General features: G+C 54.7%; 14 protein-coding genes. 2 read left to right on the plus strand and 12 right to left on the minus strand.

Going from position 1 to position 16,357, the window contains the following annotated elements:
• Positions 1-33 precede the first annotated feature (33 nt).
• Positions 34-804: an HAD family hydrolase gene (locus QJ48_RS10405; protein WP_054973550.1), complete on the plus strand. Its 771-nt coding sequence runs from the start codon at positions 34-36 to the stop codon at positions 802-804.
• Here the strand turns inward: QJ48_RS10405 and QJ48_RS10410 are convergent.
• The 12 genes from QJ48_RS10410 to QJ48_RS10465 form a co-directional block, all read right to left on the minus strand.
• Entirely contained in the window at positions 801-2,588 is a 1,788-nt protein-coding gene (locus tag QJ48_RS10410; protein ID WP_054973551.1) for a GGDEF domain-containing protein, read from the minus strand. The two genes, QJ48_RS10405 and QJ48_RS10410, sit on opposite strands and share 4 nt — an antisense overlap.
• 135 nt (positions 2,589-2,723) lie before the next feature.
• Complete coding sequence (locus tag QJ48_RS10415; RefSeq protein WP_054973552.1) at positions 2,724-3,746, minus strand: response regulator; 1,023 nt, start codon at positions 3,744-3,746, stop codon at positions 2,724-2,726.
• A 44-nt stretch (positions 3,747-3,790) separates the two neighbouring features.
• Positions 3,791-5,617, minus strand: coding sequence for a sensor histidine kinase (locus QJ48_RS10420; RefSeq protein WP_063858063.1), 1,827 nt, complete (start codon positions 5,615-5,617; stop codon positions 3,791-3,793).
• Positions 5,614-6,639 carry a response regulator gene (locus tag QJ48_RS10425; RefSeq protein WP_054973553.1) on the minus strand — a complete coding sequence of 342 codons (1,026 nt, stop codon included), beginning with the start codon at positions 6,637-6,639 and terminating at the stop codon, positions 5,614-5,616. The genes QJ48_RS10420 and QJ48_RS10425 overlap by 4 nt, the downstream gene beginning before the upstream one ends.
• 165 nt (positions 6,640-6,804) lie before the next feature.
• Entirely contained in the window at positions 6,805-8,358 is a 1,554-nt protein-coding gene (locus QJ48_RS10430; RefSeq protein ID WP_054973554.1) for an extracellular solute-binding protein, read from the minus strand.
• Positions 8,359-8,502: 144 nt separating this feature from the next.
• Positions 8,503-9,372 (minus strand): carbohydrate ABC transporter permease, encoded by an 870-nt coding sequence (locus QJ48_RS10435; protein WP_054973555.1) that lies wholly within the window; start codon positions 9,370-9,372, stop codon positions 8,503-8,505.
• 14 nt (positions 9,373-9,386) lie between these two features.
• Entirely contained in the window at positions 9,387-10,343 is a 957-nt protein-coding gene (locus tag QJ48_RS10440) for a sugar ABC transporter permease (protein WP_054973556.1), read from the minus strand.
• Positions 10,344-10,512: 169 nt separating this feature from the next.
• On the minus strand, positions 10,513-11,172 hold the full coding sequence (gene phoU / locus QJ48_RS10445; protein WP_054973557.1) for a phosphate signaling complex protein PhoU: 660 nt from the start codon (positions 11,170-11,172) through the stop codon (positions 10,513-10,515).
• Positions 11,173-11,207: 35 nt separating this feature from the next.
• Complete coding sequence (gene pstB / locus QJ48_RS10450) at positions 11,208-11,996, minus strand: phosphate ABC transporter ATP-binding protein PstB (protein WP_082420450.1); 789 nt, start codon at positions 11,994-11,996, stop codon at positions 11,208-11,210.
• Positions 11,997-11,998: 2 nt separating this feature from the next.
• Positions 11,999-12,856, minus strand: a complete 858-nt coding sequence (gene pstA, locus QJ48_RS10455; RefSeq protein WP_054973559.1) for a phosphate ABC transporter permease PstA — start codon at positions 12,854-12,856, stop codon at positions 11,999-12,001.
• The gene (gene pstC, locus QJ48_RS10460; RefSeq protein WP_054973560.1) at positions 12,853-13,791 is read right to left on the minus strand and encodes a phosphate ABC transporter permease subunit PstC; all 939 of its coding nucleotides are present in this window, start codon (positions 13,789-13,791) and stop codon (positions 12,853-12,855) included. Before pstC ends, pstA begins: the two co-directional genes overlap by 4 nt.
• 194 nt (positions 13,792-13,985) lie before the next feature.
• Complete coding sequence (locus QJ48_RS10465; RefSeq protein ID WP_054973561.1) at positions 13,986-14,915, minus strand: phosphate ABC transporter substrate-binding protein; 930 nt, start codon at positions 14,913-14,915, stop codon at positions 13,986-13,988.
• A gap of 207 nt (positions 14,916-15,122) precedes the next feature.
• Here QJ48_RS10465 and QJ48_RS10470 point away from each other — a divergent pair.
• A partial coding sequence (locus QJ48_RS10470) for a methyl-accepting chemotaxis protein (RefSeq protein ID WP_157261582.1) occupies positions 15,123-16,357 on the plus strand: 1,235 nt, incomplete at its 3' end.

Below are 16,357 nucleotides of genomic sequence, written 5' to 3' on the forward strand. Positions count from 1 at the left end.
TTTCGAGCGGAAAGGAGATCGGAGGCTGGGTTCATGAAAGAGACGGTTCGTTTGAACGGAAAACGCGCGATTTTTTTCGATGTCAATCAGACGCTGGTGCAGCAGGGACTCAGCTTCGAACAATGCTTCGCAGAGGTGTGGGGCGATTATTCGGCCAGGTGGGCGGCGGAGGACCGCCCGAAGGCGGATTCGCTTTGGGAGCAGTATATCACCCGTTGGCAGCAGCGCAAAAAAGGCCGGACGACGTTCAAGCAGCTCGACGAGCTGCAGCAGCAATGTCTGCGGGAAGCCTTCGAAGCGCTGAGGATTCCCGCTTCCTCCGGCATCCTGCGAGGCTTCATGCAGGATATCCGCCGCTTGCAGGTATCGGCGAAGACCATGGCGCCGCAGACGGCAAAGACGCTGGAGACACTGTCCCGGACGTACCGCTTCGCCATCATCAGCAACAGCCCCCGCAGCGAAGTGCTGATGATGCTGCAGCGGTTCGGGCTGGAATCGTATTTTCCCAAAGAACGAGTCTTTACGGCGCAGAAGCCGGCGGACAAGAAGCCTGCGCCTTATCTCTTCAAGACGGCGCTCCAAACGATGCAGCTTGCGCCTAGGCAGGCGCTCATGGTAGGGAACTCGTGGAAGCATGACGTATGCGGCGCCGTCAAGGCGGGTCTGGATGCCGTATGGCTTCATCCCGGAGCTGCCGATCCGTCCGCCGAATTGGGAGACAAAAAAATTTCCCAGCAGCGGCTGGGAAAACGCAAGGTATATCTGATCAAGCAGCTGGATCAGCTTCACCAGCTCTTCGGTTAAATTTCAATCGGCCCGTCGTCCTCCGGGACGCCGACCGCATCGGTGCTGAAGACGCTCCCGCGGTGCGCTTTCGACTGCTTCTTCAGCTTGGCCGCCGTTTCGGAAATTTGCTCCGGCGTTACGGCGGCGGCCGCCTTGCAGATGACAAGCGACAGCGACAGCGTGACGCCGTCGCTATCGATCCGGTTGCCCTGCCGGTCCTCGACATACGTCCAATCGTCCTCGTCGTAAAACATTTTGACGCCCGCATCGAACCGCCGCAAAATTTCGCCGCACAGCTTCTCCGGCTCCTCGCTCGCCGTAATCGCAATAAAATCGTCCCCGCCGATATGGCCGACGAAATCGAACGGCTGCCCCAGCACGCCCATCGCCTGCTGAATGCAGTCGGCGGTAAATTGAATGAGCTGATCGCCTTTTTGAAAGCCGTACCGGTCGTTAAACCATTTGAAATAATCGAGATCGGCATAGATGACCGAGAACGGCTTCTTGTCGGTCAGCCGCTTGCTCAGCTCCCGGTAAATTTGCAGATTGCCCGGCAGTCCCGTGAGCGGATTGGCGACCTTGGCGCTTTCCATGCGGGCATTCGTGATGCATTCGAGAATCGATCTTATGGAGGACATCCCCAGCATCCGCCCTTTGGAGGTGATGATCACGAGATCGTACAAATTTTGAATGTCCCGCGAAGTCGCGAGCTGGGACACCTCCTCGACCGACATCTGCTCGTCCACGATGAGGGGCGACGGATCCATCACCTGATCGATCGGACGGTTCCAGAACAGCGAATACCCGTACTGTCCCGCAAGCTGCTGGAACAAGCGATCCCGCATAATGAGGCCGATGGGCACTCCGCCGGAAACGACCGCCGCGCCGAGCGCGTTTGCATTTTTCTTAAAATACCCGGCGACCATCGAGATGGGCGTCGAGTTTTCAAAGGATTGATACGGGATCGACAGATCGCCGATGGCCCAGACGCTGCCCGCGGTTTCGACAATTTTGCGGTGCAGCAGAATATAATTTTTCAACTCCGGATGCAGCAGGGCTTGCTCCGTTCCGGGACGACCAAGCAAAAACCCCTGGCCGAAATGCACGCCCATGCGCGTAAGCTTCATCAGCTCCTCGGCCGATTCGATGCCCTCTGCAATCAGGTGGATGCCCAGCTTCTCGGCGAACGACAGCATCGTCTCGAGGATGTACTCCTTCGTTTTGTGGCGGTGAATGTCCTTGATAAGCGAGCGGGCGATTTTGATAAAAACGGGCTGCAGCTCGGCAATGGCTTGCAGCGAGGAATACCCCGCTCCGGCATCGTCGATGGCGATCCGGTACCCTTGCTGGCGGTAATGGTCCAGAATCGATTTGGCCGCGTCGAAATCTTCGATGGAGCTGCGTTCCGTAATCTCGAACACGACGTTCCCCGGCGTCAGCCCCCGCTGCTCCAGCAGCTCCAGCGTCCGGCCCGGCTCGAACTGCGGATCGTTCAAAATTTCGGCGGACAGATTCAGAAACAGCATCTCCTCCTCCGTCCGGGTCAACGCGCCTTGAATCGCCTTGGCCCTCGCAAGCCGGTCCAGCGGATACAGCAAGCCCTCGGACTCCGCCGCCGCGAACAGCTTGAGCGGAGAATGCAGCGTGCTGCCCTCCGGTCCCCGGGTTAACGCCTCGTAGCCGAAAACGGTGCCGTCCTTCAGTGAAATAATCGGTTGATACACGGACGTTACGGCTTGTTGGTGTAAAATGTGCTGCAACTCGCTATGAAGCGCCGAACCGTCGGCCGGTTGCTCTGTCATTCGTTCTATCGTCATTGACTATCCCTGACTTTCCGTGTCTTTGGATCTACTATACTATGGGAGTTTTATCCCAGTGTTAACACAGAACGTCCCGGTTTGTTAAACGATTGTAAATATTTGCGGAGAAACCGTCTCTTACTTGATGCCGATCGATTGGCGGTATTCGGAAGGAGAACAGCCGACCGCCTTTTTGAACAGGATGGAGAAGTGCGGATAGCTCTGGTAGCCGACGGCCAAGGAGACGTCGATCACTTTGTAATGGGGAATTTCCAACAGCCGCTTGGCCATCTCCATCCGTTTGCGGATCCGATACTGCACGAACGTCTCGTTCGTCGACTTTTTGAACAGGTGGCTGAAGTAAGTCGGTGCGAGACCCATTTTCCCGGCGACCTCCTCCAGGCTGATATCCGTCGCCAGATGTTGGTCGATATACGCTTTCGCTTCCTCCCAGACGTTCTTCAGGTTGCCGCCGCGGTAGGTTTGCAGCAGCCCGGACAGTTTGAAAATCTCCTCCTCCAGAAAGGCCAGAGCTTCCTGCCGGGCAGGGAAATTTCGCCGCTCGGGAGGCTCGGGAAAGAGGAAGATGTCTCTGGCGTTCAGCCGCTTCACCAGCAGGCGGAGCACGTCGTTGACGGCTGCGCTCAGCCGCTCTGGCGAAGCATTCTCTTCGAAATACCGGTCTTTCCCTTCCGTCCAGCAGGCGGCAGCCGTATCCGGGGCGGCGCTCCAGATTGCTTCCTCCAACGAATCGAGCCACTGCTCGTATTCCGAAATGGACGGCGCGTCGGCCCGAGCCGGTTTCAGAACGCGATCCAGCACCGAATACAGCTCCCCAGGCGTGACCGGCTTGAGAAGGTATTCCTTGACCCCGTATGTCAGACATTTTTGCGCATACGTAAATTCCCCGTAGCCGGAGATGACGACCGTCCTGACGGAGGGCCGGGTTTGCGAGATGATTCTGCACAGCTCAAGCCCGTCCATGCGAGGCATCCGAATATCCGTGAGAACCAGCTCGGGCGGAGTCTCCCGCACACAAGCGGCCGCCTCCTCGCCATTGGCCAAGGCGGTAACGCGAATCCTTCCCGCCCCATACCGTTCGACCATCCGGGCAAGCCCGAGCCGGATCATCGGCTCGTCTTCGACGACGACAACATGCATCCTTATCCCCCCCTTCGCTCCGCATCAGCTCAAACCGTAACCCTTCAGCCTGACGGCCTGCCCGTGGAAGGCATGACCATCGTCACTTTCGTCCCCTCTTCAAGCCGGCTCTCGATGTGCAAGCCGTACTGCTCGCCGAACACCATCTGAATGCGCCTGTGCACGTTAACAATGCCAATTCCGCCCTTCTTGCCGGCCGCATCGTCCCCTCCGTCCACAAGACGGTTCGCTCCCAGCTTCTCCCGGAGCTCCGCCAGACGCTCCTCCGGCATGCCGTTCCCGTTATCCTCGACGCTGACCCAGAACGTACCGTCTCCTTCGCCCGCATCGATCCGGATGCAGTGATAATCCTCCACGCCGCCTTCGAACGCGTGCTGAAATACGTTTTCGACGAGCGGCTGCAGCGTCAGCCGGACCATCTTGTGAAGCAGCAACTCCGGCTTTACGGCGACGTCGATCTCAAATTCCCGTCCGATCCTGTGCTTCAGTACAATCATAAAGTTAAGCACGTGCTTCAGCTCGTTGGCTACCGTGATTTCCTCCAGATTCGTTTGCACGGAATAACGCAGCATGTAGGCCAGCGCGCGCACGATCTCCGAAATTTCGTCCGAATCCTCGACGAAGGCATAGCACACAATCGTCTCCAGCGTATTGTATAAAAAGTGCGGATTGATCTGGAGCTGCAGCGATTGGAGCTCCGCTTTTTGCCGCTCCATCTGGATTTCGTGGTTTTTCAGCTCGGCCTGATACACCTTGTCCACGAGCTCCGATAACCGGTTGACCATCAGATTGTAACGGATCATCAGCTCTACGATTTCGTCCCGCTGCCGCTGCTCGGGAAGCGGAATGGTCGCCCAGTTGCCCTTCTCGGTCTCCCGCATGCCATCCTTCAGCGCCCGGATCGGCCCGGTAATCGACTTGCCGAAACGGAAGGCCAGCCATAACGCAAAAACGAGCGTAAACAGACCGACAACGATCGAAGTGACGCGAATCGTATCCACCGGCTTCCGCAGCTCGGCCATCGGCATCGACACGACGAGGTGCCAGCCCGAATACGCGGACTTCTGGCTCCGGTACAAACGCCGTTCTCCGTTCTCCTCCGCGACGAAGGACTGCAGGCCCGATTCGACGATGCTGCGCTTCAGCTCAGGCTGAACGGTTTCCCCGATCCGCTCCCTTTGGGGGTGATACACGATCCGCCCTCGCTCGTCGACGATGAAGAAGAAGCCGGTGTTGGTGAGCTCGATGCCTTTCCACAGCTCCGAAAGCTCGGCGGAACGTAGCTCGATCGCGAGGATACCCTGGGGCTCCGAAGACGTTAAGCCGCGAATTTGGCGTACGAGAGTGATCGTCCGGTTGTTCTGACTTTCGATAATGCTGCGGTTCAACACGCTAAGGTTACCGTATGCCGACGTATTCGTCTTGAAGAAGGCCAACTGCTCCTTGATTTGCTCCGGCGTAAACGACGATCCCGTGACTTCGTTATAGTAATATACGGCGTTCTCGTTGAAGCTGATCGAATACACGGCCGTAATCTCGGGATTCCGTATAAAGATCGGGTCGATCACGAATTCCTTGATCTGCTTCTGAATCTCATAAAACTCGTATCCTTCCAGCCCTGCCGGCAGATCGATAAAACGTTTGACCTCCTTGTTGGTCAGCAGCGAAACCATGGAACGCTCATACGATTTCAGATACAGATCCGTATGGTATGCCGCATTGCCGACCATCTGGGACAGCTGTCGCTCCACCATCCGGTCCAACTCCTGAGACGAGGCGTAATACGTCACGATGCCGACCGTCGTCAGGGAAACGATAATCACGGTCAAGAAGTAAAGGAACAGCTTCTGGTACAGGCTCGCCCTCTTCATTTGATCCCCAGCTGGCTGCGGTATTCCGAAGGCGAAATGCCGACGATCTTTTTAAACGTTTTCGTAAAATGCGGATAGTCATCGTACCCGACCTCCAAAGCCACGTCCACGATGCGAATATGGGATTGGGCCATCAATTGAAGCGCTTTCTCCATTCGACGCTTGATCCGGTATTGGACGAACGTTTCGGAGGTCATTTTTTTGAACAGCGCGCTGAAATAAGTCGGGGTCAGCCCGACAAGCTCGGCCACTTCCTCCAGAGTGACCTCCTCGGACAAGCGCTGGTCGATGTAAGCCTTCGCCTCCTCCATCGGGTCTTTGAATTGCCCGCGGCGCGCTGAGATTAGCTTCCGGTAAATCGCCCGCAGCGTCTGCTCGAAATCGTCCAGCAGCTCGGTCTTCGTATGACCGGCCATCGTCTCCTTCGTCTCCGGGGATACCGAAAAAGCATTCCGCTCCTGCAGCCGCTGCACGAGTAAGCGGATACAATCGCCGAGCAGCTCCCGAAGCTTCGCGGCGGACAAGCCGGAGTCGAGACAGTAGCCCCGCCACTGCTCCAAATACCGGGACAGCTCGTCCGTTTGGTTGGCCCAAATGCACTGCTCCAGCTTCCCTACCCATTCGACGTATTTGGATACCGGCACGTAGCCTTTCATTTTCCGCTTGAGCACCGTATCCAGCGCTTCATGCAGCTCGGGCTTCGTCACAGGCTTCAGCAAATATTGCTTCACGCCGTAAGCCAGGCATTTTTGCGCGTACTCGAAATCGTTGAACCCGGAAATGACGACCGTTTGAATATCGGGGAATTCTTCGTGAATGCTGCGGCACAGCTCCAATCCGTCCGTCTTGGGCATCCGGATATCGGTCAGCACGATGTCGGGCTCGTGCGCACGGATCAACTCCAGCGCCTTCATCCCGTTCTCCGCGGTTACAATGCCGGCGAACGCGGGACTGTACTGCTCCGCCATTTTAACCAAGCCTCTGCGGATGACCGGCTCGTCGTCTACGATGAGCAAATGCATGGAACACCCCTCCTGTTAGGTCCGCCTAAGGGAAAAGTATCCGCTCCGGACAAAGCCGGAAACGGATACTTTACCGTGATCTGTAGGATGATTTTACTATGCCTTCGGGATGCAGGGCAATGAGAGAAGTTGGCTTTGACGGACAGTCGTTCTGGCCGCGGACCGTTACTTCACATTGTTGCGGACAATGACGCCTTCCTTCTTGTTGTAGCGGTCCGTCGCTTCCTTAATGACTTCGTTGCCGCCTTTGGCTTTGTATTCTTCGATGACCTTCGGCCAATCGGAGATCGGCTCTTTGCCGTAGATCATTTTGACCATATGGTCGATGATCAGCTTCGGCGCCGTATCGGTCGTCGGCATAAGATCCGGGTATTTGGCAAACGCATTCAGCGTCGGCGTAAATTCGATCGTGCCGAGCCCTTCTTTGGCCAGCACCGTATCGAACGCTTTGGCCAAGTCTTTGCCGTCCTGAGACAAGGAGGCGCGCAACTTGTTGATGGTAATGTCATGCGCCCACCACAGATTGCTGCGGAAGCCCTCTTCGTCCACTTCTTCTTTCGTCTGCGGGAATTTGTATTTGATCTGTCCGTTCTCGACGGTGTAGTTCTCGCCTTCCACCCCGATGCTGAAAAACTTCTCCGCTTCGTCGGTCAGCATCCAGTCCAAAAATTTGACGATGCCGATGGCCGTTTCCTTTTTCACGTTATTGTTGATATACAAAGCGGTGGATAAGGAGCCGTACAGGAGGTGACCGCCGTATCCTTCCGGACCTTTCGGCGACGGAATAATATCGATTTTGGCCTCGGGCACGACCTTCTTCACCTTGGTCCGGTAGTTGGCCATCCCTTCCGCATTGGCGGACCACATGCCGACTTTGCCGGCCTCAATATTTTTACCGTAGTCGGTCGACGTCACCGTCGCAAAATCTTTCGGAATCAAACCTTCGTCGAACATCGTTTTGTAGGCTTGAAGCGCTTTCGTCATATTCTCCACATCGAAAAATTTCGGAACGACCTGTCCGTCCTTCTGCTCGAATTGGGAACCGATCACGTCGTAGGAGCCGAAAATCGTATCGGCATACTTGAATTTTTCCCGGATCTGGTACGGATTCTCGACGCCGAGCTTTTTCATCGCGCGCATCACGTTCAGCATGTCCTCGACCGTCTTCGGCGCGGGAAGGCCGGTTTTCTCCAGCAGGTCCGTACGGATGAACAACGCACGCCGCGACGGATTAGACAGCCACGCAGGCACGGCGTAAATTTTGCCCTGGTAGCTGACCTCGTCCCAAGCCTGCTTCGGCACCTGCTTCATCAAATTCGGCGCATACTCTTTCAGCAGATCGTCCAGCGGCATGAACAACCCGGCTTCCACCGAGCCAGACATCGCCTTGCTGTTGACGCTGCTGCCCTGAACCACGTCGGGGATGTCGTTGCCTGCGAACATGACGGCCATTTTCTGGTCGAATTCCTTGAGCGGGAGGAAGCGGATATCCATGTCCACATTCGCCAGCTTCTCCAGCTTTTTAACCCACTTGTCTTCGTTAATATTCGGCGAGCTTTCCGCATACGCATTGCCGCTCGTGTTCAGCGAAATCGTAAATTTTGTCGGTCCCTGCTTCCCGTCGGCGCTCGGCGCTTCGCCTTCATTCTTGCCGCCGGCGCATCCGGCTGCCGTAACCGCAAGCGAACCGGCCAGCACCGTACTGATGAACTTTTTCAAGTCGAACCCCTTCTTTCGCTTAAAAAGTATGTGTATGTTGCCTAAGTTAAATGATAGCGATTTCAAAACGATCATAGAATTGGCTAACTTATTATGACGATGTGTTTTTTTACGATGGGTCCTACTCTGTGGTCAGGTGAACCGTTACGATTTGATCGAGCCGATCAGCATCCCTTTGACAAAATAACGCTGAAGAAACGGATAGATCATCATGATCGGAATGGTCGCTACTGTAATAATCGCCATTTTGATGCCTTCGGGGGACGTATTCGTAAACTGCGACAGCTGGTCGGACGAGCCGAAGAAGTCGGTAATGACGATTTCGCGCAAGCGGACCTGCAGCGGGTAGAGCGCCCGGTTATTAATATAATACAAGGCATTGGAGTACGTATTCCAGTGCGACACTGCGTAGAACAAGCCCATGGTCGCCATCGCCGGCTTGGACAACGGAAGCACGATACTCCACACGATGCGCATTTCGCCGCAGCCGTCCATCCGGCCGCAATCGATCAGCTCGTTCGGCAGGTTGACGAAGAAGGAGCGCATGACGAACAAATTGTACGCGCTGATGGCGCTCGGGATAATTAACGCCCACACCGTATCAAGCAGGTGCAAATTTTTGACCAGCAAATAATTCGGAATCAGCGGCGCCTGGAAAATCAACGTGATCAGCACCATAAGCAGCACGTACGTGCGGCCTGCATATTCCGGGCGAGACAACGGGTAAGCGAGCGCCGCGGTAGCGATCAGATTGATGACCGTTCCGACGACGGTAATGAACAGGCTGACCGAGAAGGAGCGCCAAACGGAGGCGTCTTTTAAGATCAGCTGGTAATTTTCCAGCGTAAATTGTACCGGCCACAGCGTCACCTTCCCGCTGTTGATCGCCGCGTCGGCGCTGAACGATTGGGCGACCACGTGAAGCAGTGGCAGGATCATCGTCGCCGCAAGAATCGTAAGCACAACATAGTTCAATACCGAGAATACCCGTCCCGCCGGAGTTATATGATTCATCTGCATTCACCCGCCTAATATAGTCCTTGTCCGGTCGCTTTGCGGCTTAACGCGTTGCCAAGCATGATCAGCGCCAGCCCGACGATTGATTTGAACAGCCCGATGGCGGTCGTGAAGCTGTATTGGCGCCCTACCAAGCCAACCCGGTAAATGTAAGTGTCCATAATATCCCCCGACCCTTCGTTGAGCGAATTGAGGAACACATAAACCCGCTCGAACCCGAAATCGAGAAAATTGCCGATATGCAGCAGGAACAAGATGACGATGGTCGGCATAATCGTCGGAATCGTAATCGATATCGTCTGCCGCCAGCGGCTCGCGCCGTCCATGACGGCCGCCTCGTACATTTCCGGATTGACCCCGGCCAGCGCCGCCAAATAGACGATCGTCCCCCAGCCGCTATCCTTCCAGATGCCCGAGCCGACCAGGATGCTGCGGATGTATGAATCTTCGCCCAAAAAATAAATCGGCTCAATCCCGAACAAGCCCAGCACATGATTGACGACCCCCGTCGTCGGAGACAAAATGCCGATCGCAATCCCGCCGACGATGACCCACGACAAGAAGTGCGGCATGTACACCACCGTCTGAATAATCCGCTTGTACATCAGCAGCCGCATTTCATTCAAAAGCAGCGCCAGCACGATCGGAAACGGAAAAGCGAAGATCAAATCGTAAAAGCCGATCAGAATGGTGTTTTGTAAAATACGCAAAAATTCGTCATACGCGAACATCCGCTGGAAATTTTCAAGACCGACCCACGGACTTCCCGCAATTCCTTTAAAAATGCTGTAGTTTTGAAACGCCATAACCGAGCCCATTAAGGGAACGTATTTGAATACGACGAAATATAAAATGCTGGGCAGCGAAAGAAAATAAATGGCCTTGTACTTCTTCATCAGCCTCCACGTTTCCCGGGCCTTTGACGGTTTAACCTCGGTGCGAACCGCCCTCTCCAGCTTGGCTTCCATGCTGCATTCCTCCTTTATGGTTCGATCTTACTATGAAGGGAGATCGTTTCAAATGGAGAAAGTTGCACGGAAGCTGTGTTTTTTTACGATGGCAAAAAAGCAAAAAAATCCCGCCTGCGCCTTGGTGTAAGCGCGCGGCGGGACTCCGGCCGGGGCCGTTCGGTATCCGCTATACGTTCAAATCTTTCCGTTTGCCTGTGACCATAAAGATCACGCCTTCTCCGATATTCGTCGAATGATCGGCGACGCGTTCGAGGAAATGGGCGGCCAGCATGAGCTGGGACAATTGGCGGTTTTTGGCAAAGTCAGTGCCCATCAGCATGATGATATCGTTCACGATGACGCTGTACAGCTTGTCGACTTCGTCGTCCTTCTCGGCCAGCGCCGCAGCCCGGTGAACGTCGCGTTCGGTATAAGCCAGCAGGCTCTCCTGCAGCATATTCTGGGTCAGCTCCGCCATGCGCGGAATGTCTTCGAGCGGCTTCACTAGCTCTTGGCCGTTCAACCGGATGCAAATTTTGGCGATATCGACGGCATGATCCGCAATGCGTTCCAGATCGGTGGCGATCTTCAGCGCCATGCTGATAATCCGCAGGTCGCTGGCCATCGGCTGCTGCAGCGCGATCAGCCGCAGCGAATCTTCTTCGATTCTGGCGGTCATCTCGTCGATCTGATCGTCCTCTTCGATCGTTTGCCGGGCCAAGCTCTCATCCAGCCGCGCAAGCGATTCGACGGCTTGCCGGATGAGCCTTGCCACATTGTTGCCCATGTCGAGCAGGTCTTTTTGAAGCAGATCCAACGATTGGTGAAAATTGATCCGGTTGTCCACGAATAAAGCGCTCCTTTGTCCGAATGGCCGGGAACTTATCCGAACCGTCCGGTAATGTAATCTTCCGTCCGTTGGTCGGAAGGCGTGGTAAAGATTTTGTCCGTTTTGTCCGACTCGACCAGCACGCCGTTCAGGAAGAAAGAGGTATAGTCGGAAATCCGGGCCGCTTGCTGCATGTTATGCGTAACGATGATGATCGTATATTTCTCCTTCAATACCTGCGTCAGCTCTTCGACCTTCAGCGTCGAGATCGGATCGAGCGCGGACGTCGGCTCATCCATCAGCAGCACATCCGGCTCGACGGCAAGCAGACGCGCAATGCACAAGCGCTGCTGCTGACCGCCGGAGAGACCGAGCGCCGACTTGTTCAAGCGGTCCTTGACTTCGTCCCACAGCGCGGCCTGCACCAGGCTGCGTTCGACGATTTCGTCGAGCACGGCTTTTTTCTTCGTGCCGTGAATCCGCGGGCCGTAAGCGATGTTGTCGTAAATGCTCATCGGAAACGGGTTCGGACGCTGGAATACCATGCCGACCTTCTTGCGCAGGGACACGACGTCCGTATCCGCGCCGTAAATATTTTGGCCGTCCACATAGATGTCGCCGGTGATGCGCACGTTGTCGATCAGATCGTTCATCCGGTTCAAGGTGCGCAGAAAGGTCGATTTCCCGCAGCCGGAAGGGCCGATCAACGCGACGATGGAATTGCTCTCGATCGTCAGCCCGATGTTATGCAGCGCATGATTTTCACCGTAATATAAATTTAATTGCTCCACTTTGATTTTATTCGCAACCTTCGGATTCGCGATTGCACTCGCTGTCGCCATAGTCATTTCCCTCCGGACAATTTTTTCTGCAGCATACGGCTTGGAATACCGATTAACAGGTTAAAGATCAGCACGACGATCAACAGCAGCGCGGCGGAGCCTTTGGCAATGTCCTGGGCGTCCGGCACGATCGCTTCGGATTGGACGTACCACAGATGAACGGACAGCGTCTCGCCCATGCTGAGCGGATTGAAGTCCGGGAAGAAGCGCGATACCGACAGTCCTGCCGTATAGATCAGGATGGCCGATTCCCCGAGAGCGCGGCCCGCGACGAGCGTGATTCCTGTAATTAAGCTCGGCAGGGAAGCCGGCAGCAGCACCTTGCGGATCGCCTGCCAGCGGGTCGAGCCGAGCGCAAGCGACGCCTCCCAGTACGATTCCGGAACGGATTTGATCGCTTCTTCCGTTACCCGCACAAGGACGGGCAGATTAAGCAGTGACAAGGTGATCGCCCCGCCGATGATGGAAAATTTCAGGCCCATCCAGTTGACGAACAAAAGGAAGCCGAACAAACCGAAGACGATCGACGGCACGGAAGACAAAGCTTCGACCGAGACGCGCACGATGTCCGTAAACCGGTTCTTCTTCGCATAAATGGCCAGATACACGCCGGCGCCGATACCGATCGGCAGCGAGAACAGCAGCGACAAGAACAAAACATAGAAGGAGTTGAACAGCTGCGGTCCTACGCCCCCGCCGGCCATAATCTCCGATGGCTTGCCTGTGATGAAATTCCAGTTCAGCATCGGCAGTCCGTCGCCTAAGATCCGGAATAAAAACCAAGCCAAAATCAAAATAATAACAACACCCGTTACCCAAAAATAGAGCGTGGCGATCCGGTCGGTCGTTTTGCTTGTCATTTCACTTCACTCCTCTTTGCGACAATGCGGATGATCAGGATCAAGGCCAGCGAGACCAGAAGCAGCACAAGAGCCATCAGGAACAAAGCGTTGTTCCACGTGCTGCCGTAATGGGTGTTCCCCATGTCCTTGACGATCGCCGTCGTCAGCACCGTCGCCGAGCTGAGCAGCGAATCCGGCATTTGCGGCGAGTTGCCGATGACCATGAATACGGCCATCGTTTCTCCGATTGCTCGTCCCATCCCGAGAATGATCCCGGTCAGAATGCCGGGCCGGGCCGCAGGAATAAGCACGCGCCAAATCGTCTGCCAGCGCGTTGCGCCGAGTGCGAGCGAAGCCTCTTCCAATCGGCCGGGCAGCGCGCGGATCGCGTCCTCGGAGATGGACAGAATCGTCGGCAGAATCATGATCGCCAGAATGATGGCCGCCGGCAAAATCCCGTATCCGAAGCCCTCATTGAACTTGCCGAGAAACGGAACGATCACCGTAAGACCGATCAAACCGTAGACGACCGACGGAATTCCGACGAATAAGTCGGTGGCCGGACGAAGAATTTCGCGCACCCACTTTGGCGCGATTTTGGCCATAAAGACCGCACCCGACAGCGCGAGCGGCACCGACAGCAGCACCGACAAGAAGGTCAGCAGCAGCGTGCTGTACAGAAACGAGAACGCGCCGAATTTATTTTCCGACGGGGTCCACTCGGTCGAGAAAAAAAACTCTACCGGCGTCACGCCCGAAAAGGTCTTGACTCCTTGCCAACCGACGAAGACGATGACGGAAAAGATGATGAACGCCACGAGCGAAGCGCTTCCTATAAATATCCATCTCATTACTTGGTCGCTTCTGTTCTGTGCTCTCGTCCAGCGGTTCATCCGATGCTCCTTCCGCTCTTCCTTTACACTTTCCGTCAGCTGATCGGCAAATGAATTCATCAGCTATTACCCCCTGGTTCGAATAGTTCCACACGTGTTCCTTAGCTCAAGACCATCATAGAGTACGAATGTAATAACAGAACATGAGAATTGTTAAGGTAATGTAAAAATTTCGCGGGTTTCGACAAATCGGCAGACGCGGACATAAAAAGAGCAGCGACGTTATGCCGCTGCTCTCGTGGATGACTGAAAGATTATTTTTTCAACAGGCTTGCCGGAAGGAACTTGAGCTCCTCGACTTTTTTGTCTTGGAATTCCGGGCTCATGATGTAGTCGATAAATGCTTTCGTTGCGCCTTTAGCTTCACCTTTCGTGTACATATGCTCGATGCCGTAGAGCGGGTATTTGCCTTCTTTGATCGTCTCTTTGCTGAATGCCACGCCTTCGAATTTCAGAGCTTTCAACTTGTCGTTAACATAAGGCGTATCTACGTAACCGATAGCGCCAGTTGTTTGACCAACAGTCGTAGCCATCGCACCGCTGGATTCTTGCGTCACGCCGTCTTTCGTGAAGTCTTTGCCGTCCAGAACGATTTTCTTCACGAGCGCACGGGAACCGGAGCTATCCGGACGGTGAACGATCGTAATTTTTTGATCCTTGCCGCCAACTTCTTTCCAGTTCGTGATTTTGCCGGAGAAAATGTCCGCTGCTTGAGCTTTCGTCAAGTTGTCGATCGTAACGTCTTTGTTAACGATGATGGCAAATGGCGCAATCGCTACGATGTGGTCGACAAGACCTTTGTCTTTATATTCCGGGCCGGCTTCGATGTCGGAGTTACCGATATCGGACGTGCCGTCCGCGACGTTTTTAAGACCTGTACCGGAACCGCCGGCGGTCGGGTTGATGGTTACTTTCGGGTTTTTCTTCATGAACTCGTCCGCTGCCGCTTTAACGAGCGGGAGCAGGGCGCTGGAGCCGGAAGCCGTTACCGTACCGGTGATCTCTTCTGTTTTAGCCGGTTGGTCTGCCGGTTTTTTGTCTCCCGTTGTTGCCGTTTTGTCTCCACCTGCTGCCGAATTATTCGGTGCCGGATCTGTCTTCGTACCGCAAGCGGAAAGAACCCCCAACATTAAGATCGAAACCATGGCCAAGCTTAAACCTTTTTTTGACAGCTGCTTCAACATTTCAGCATGTCCTCCCTTTGTTTTTTGTTTACTAGGACATCGTACCAACCAATTGTTAAGTGAAAACCATCGGAACGTAAACGGAATGTAAAAGTTTAAAGCTTCTAAAAGTTAACAATCGTTTTACAAACTTCCGTTTTTCTATTAATACTTTAGTCCTACACTGGCATCAGCATCGGGATTATATAGAAAGAGTGGAGGGTTTCTATGAAACTAGCAGGCGCGTTGACGCTTAGACAGAAGCTGATCGCCGGTTTGTCGGCTATGGTGGTCTTGTTTATGGGCGTTGCGTTATTTAACGTAAACCAGATGCAGCGGATCAAAAGCCAGTTGGGCGTTCAAAACGAGAAGGTGGAGCTCAAGCTGATGGCGCTTGAATTGAAGGAAATGGTTCAGGAGCTCAACATCATCGCCTCCGGCTTGGAAATCTCAAAGAACCCGGACTATATCCCCAAATATAATGAAAAAAGAAAGCTGTACGATCAAATGGTCCAGCGCATCGGCGAAACGGCCGATACGGATGAGAAATCCGTCTGGCGGAGCAAGCTGATTCTGCTCACCGGAGAATATACGAATACGTTCGACGTGGCGGCCAAGTTGGTGCAGGATAAGTCCTTGACGAAAACGGACGTCGATAAAAACATGGAGTACCTGTATAACGAGTCGCAGCGGATCATGGGCGAAATTTTCATATACGTCGATCATTTCTACGTCTCTTATGCGAGCGATGCCGCTGCCGCGGTAACGGCGACGCAGGACAGCTTGGACAAAACCGTCGCCGTCATGATCGCCGCGTTCGCGGTGGTGGCCGTATGCGTGACCGCGATTGGCGTTCTTGTGATCCGCTCGTTCACCGGACAGATCCGCCGGCTGCAGCATGCCGTTGGGCGAATTGCTGACGGAGACCTGCGGCACAAAATCGGAAGCCGCTCCCGTGACGAGCTCGGGCTGCTCAGCCAAAGCTTCGATCATATGGTCGATCAAGTGCGGGGCATGCTGTACAGCACGAAGCAGATCGCTTCTTCTCTAGCCGGACATTCGCTTTCGTTCCGCGAATTCTCGGGGTCGACGGCAGCCGCCAATCAAGACATTCTACGTGCGATCCAGGACATCTCCGCCGGAGCGGAGCAGCAAGCCCATTATTCGGAGCACAGCGCCTACCTCATCACCGGCTTGGCCGAGGAAATTCGTAAAATCAACGAATATACGGATACGATGCAGCGAAAAAGCCGCGAAGCCGCATTCAATACCCACACCGGTTCCCGGTCAATGGAAGCGCTCAGACAGTCGGCCGACCGGTCGGGAGACGTTCTCCGGCAGGTAACCGCCGCGATGGATACTTTGTCGCAAAGCTCGGCGCAAATCGGCAAAATTGTCGGCACGATTGCGGAAATCGCCACGCAAACCAACGTGCTTGCGCTCAATGCGTCCATCGAAGCGGC

This window comes from Paenibacillus sp. A3 (assembly GCF_001399685.1).
GTDB lineage: Bacteria > Bacillota > Bacilli > Paenibacillales > NBRC-103111 > Paenibacillus_G.

What these genes read in the sequence shown, in the direction of transcription:
- QJ48_RS10410 (WP_054973551.1), bottom strand. Translation starts at nt 2,588, where the DNA reads ATGACAGAGCAACCGGCCGACGGTTCGGCGCTTCATAGCGAGTTGCAG.
- QJ48_RS10420 (WP_063858063.1), bottom strand. Translation starts at nt 5,617, where the DNA reads ATGAAGAGGGCGAGCCTGTACCAGAAGCTGTTCCTTTACTTCTTGACC.
- QJ48_RS10465 (WP_054973561.1), bottom strand. Translation starts at nt 14,915, where the DNA reads ATGTTGAAGCAGCTGTCAAAAAAAGGTTTAAGCTTGGCCATGGTTTCG.
- pstC (WP_054973560.1), bottom strand. Translation starts at nt 13,791, where the DNA reads ATGAATTCATTTGCCGATCAGCTGACGGAAAGTGTAAAGGAAGAGCGG.
- pstB (WP_082420450.1), bottom strand. Translation starts at nt 11,996, where the DNA reads ATGGCGACAGCGAGTGCAATCGCGAATCCGAAGGTTGCGAATAAAATC.
- QJ48_RS10440 (WP_054973556.1), bottom strand. Translation starts at nt 10,343, where the DNA reads ATGGAAGCCAAGCTGGAGAGGGCGGTTCGCACCGAGGTTAAACCGTCA.
- pstA (WP_054973559.1), bottom strand. Translation starts at nt 12,856, where the DNA reads ATGACAAGCAAAACGACCGACCGGATCGCCACGCTCTATTTTTGGGTA.
- QJ48_RS10405 (WP_054973550.1), top strand. Translation starts at nt 34, where the DNA reads ATGAAAGAGACGGTTCGTTTGAACGGAAAACGCGCGATTTTTTTCGAT.
- QJ48_RS10415 (WP_054973552.1), bottom strand. Translation starts at nt 3,746, where the DNA reads ATGCATGTTGTCGTCGTCGAAGACGAGCCGATGATCCGGCTCGGGCTT.
- QJ48_RS10425 (WP_054973553.1), bottom strand. Translation starts at nt 6,639, where the DNA reads ATGCATTTGCTCATCGTAGACGACGAGCCGGTCATCCGCAGAGGCTTG.
- QJ48_RS10435 (WP_054973555.1), bottom strand. Translation starts at nt 9,372, where the DNA reads ATGAATCATATAACTCCGGCGGGACGGGTATTCTCGGTATTGAACTAT.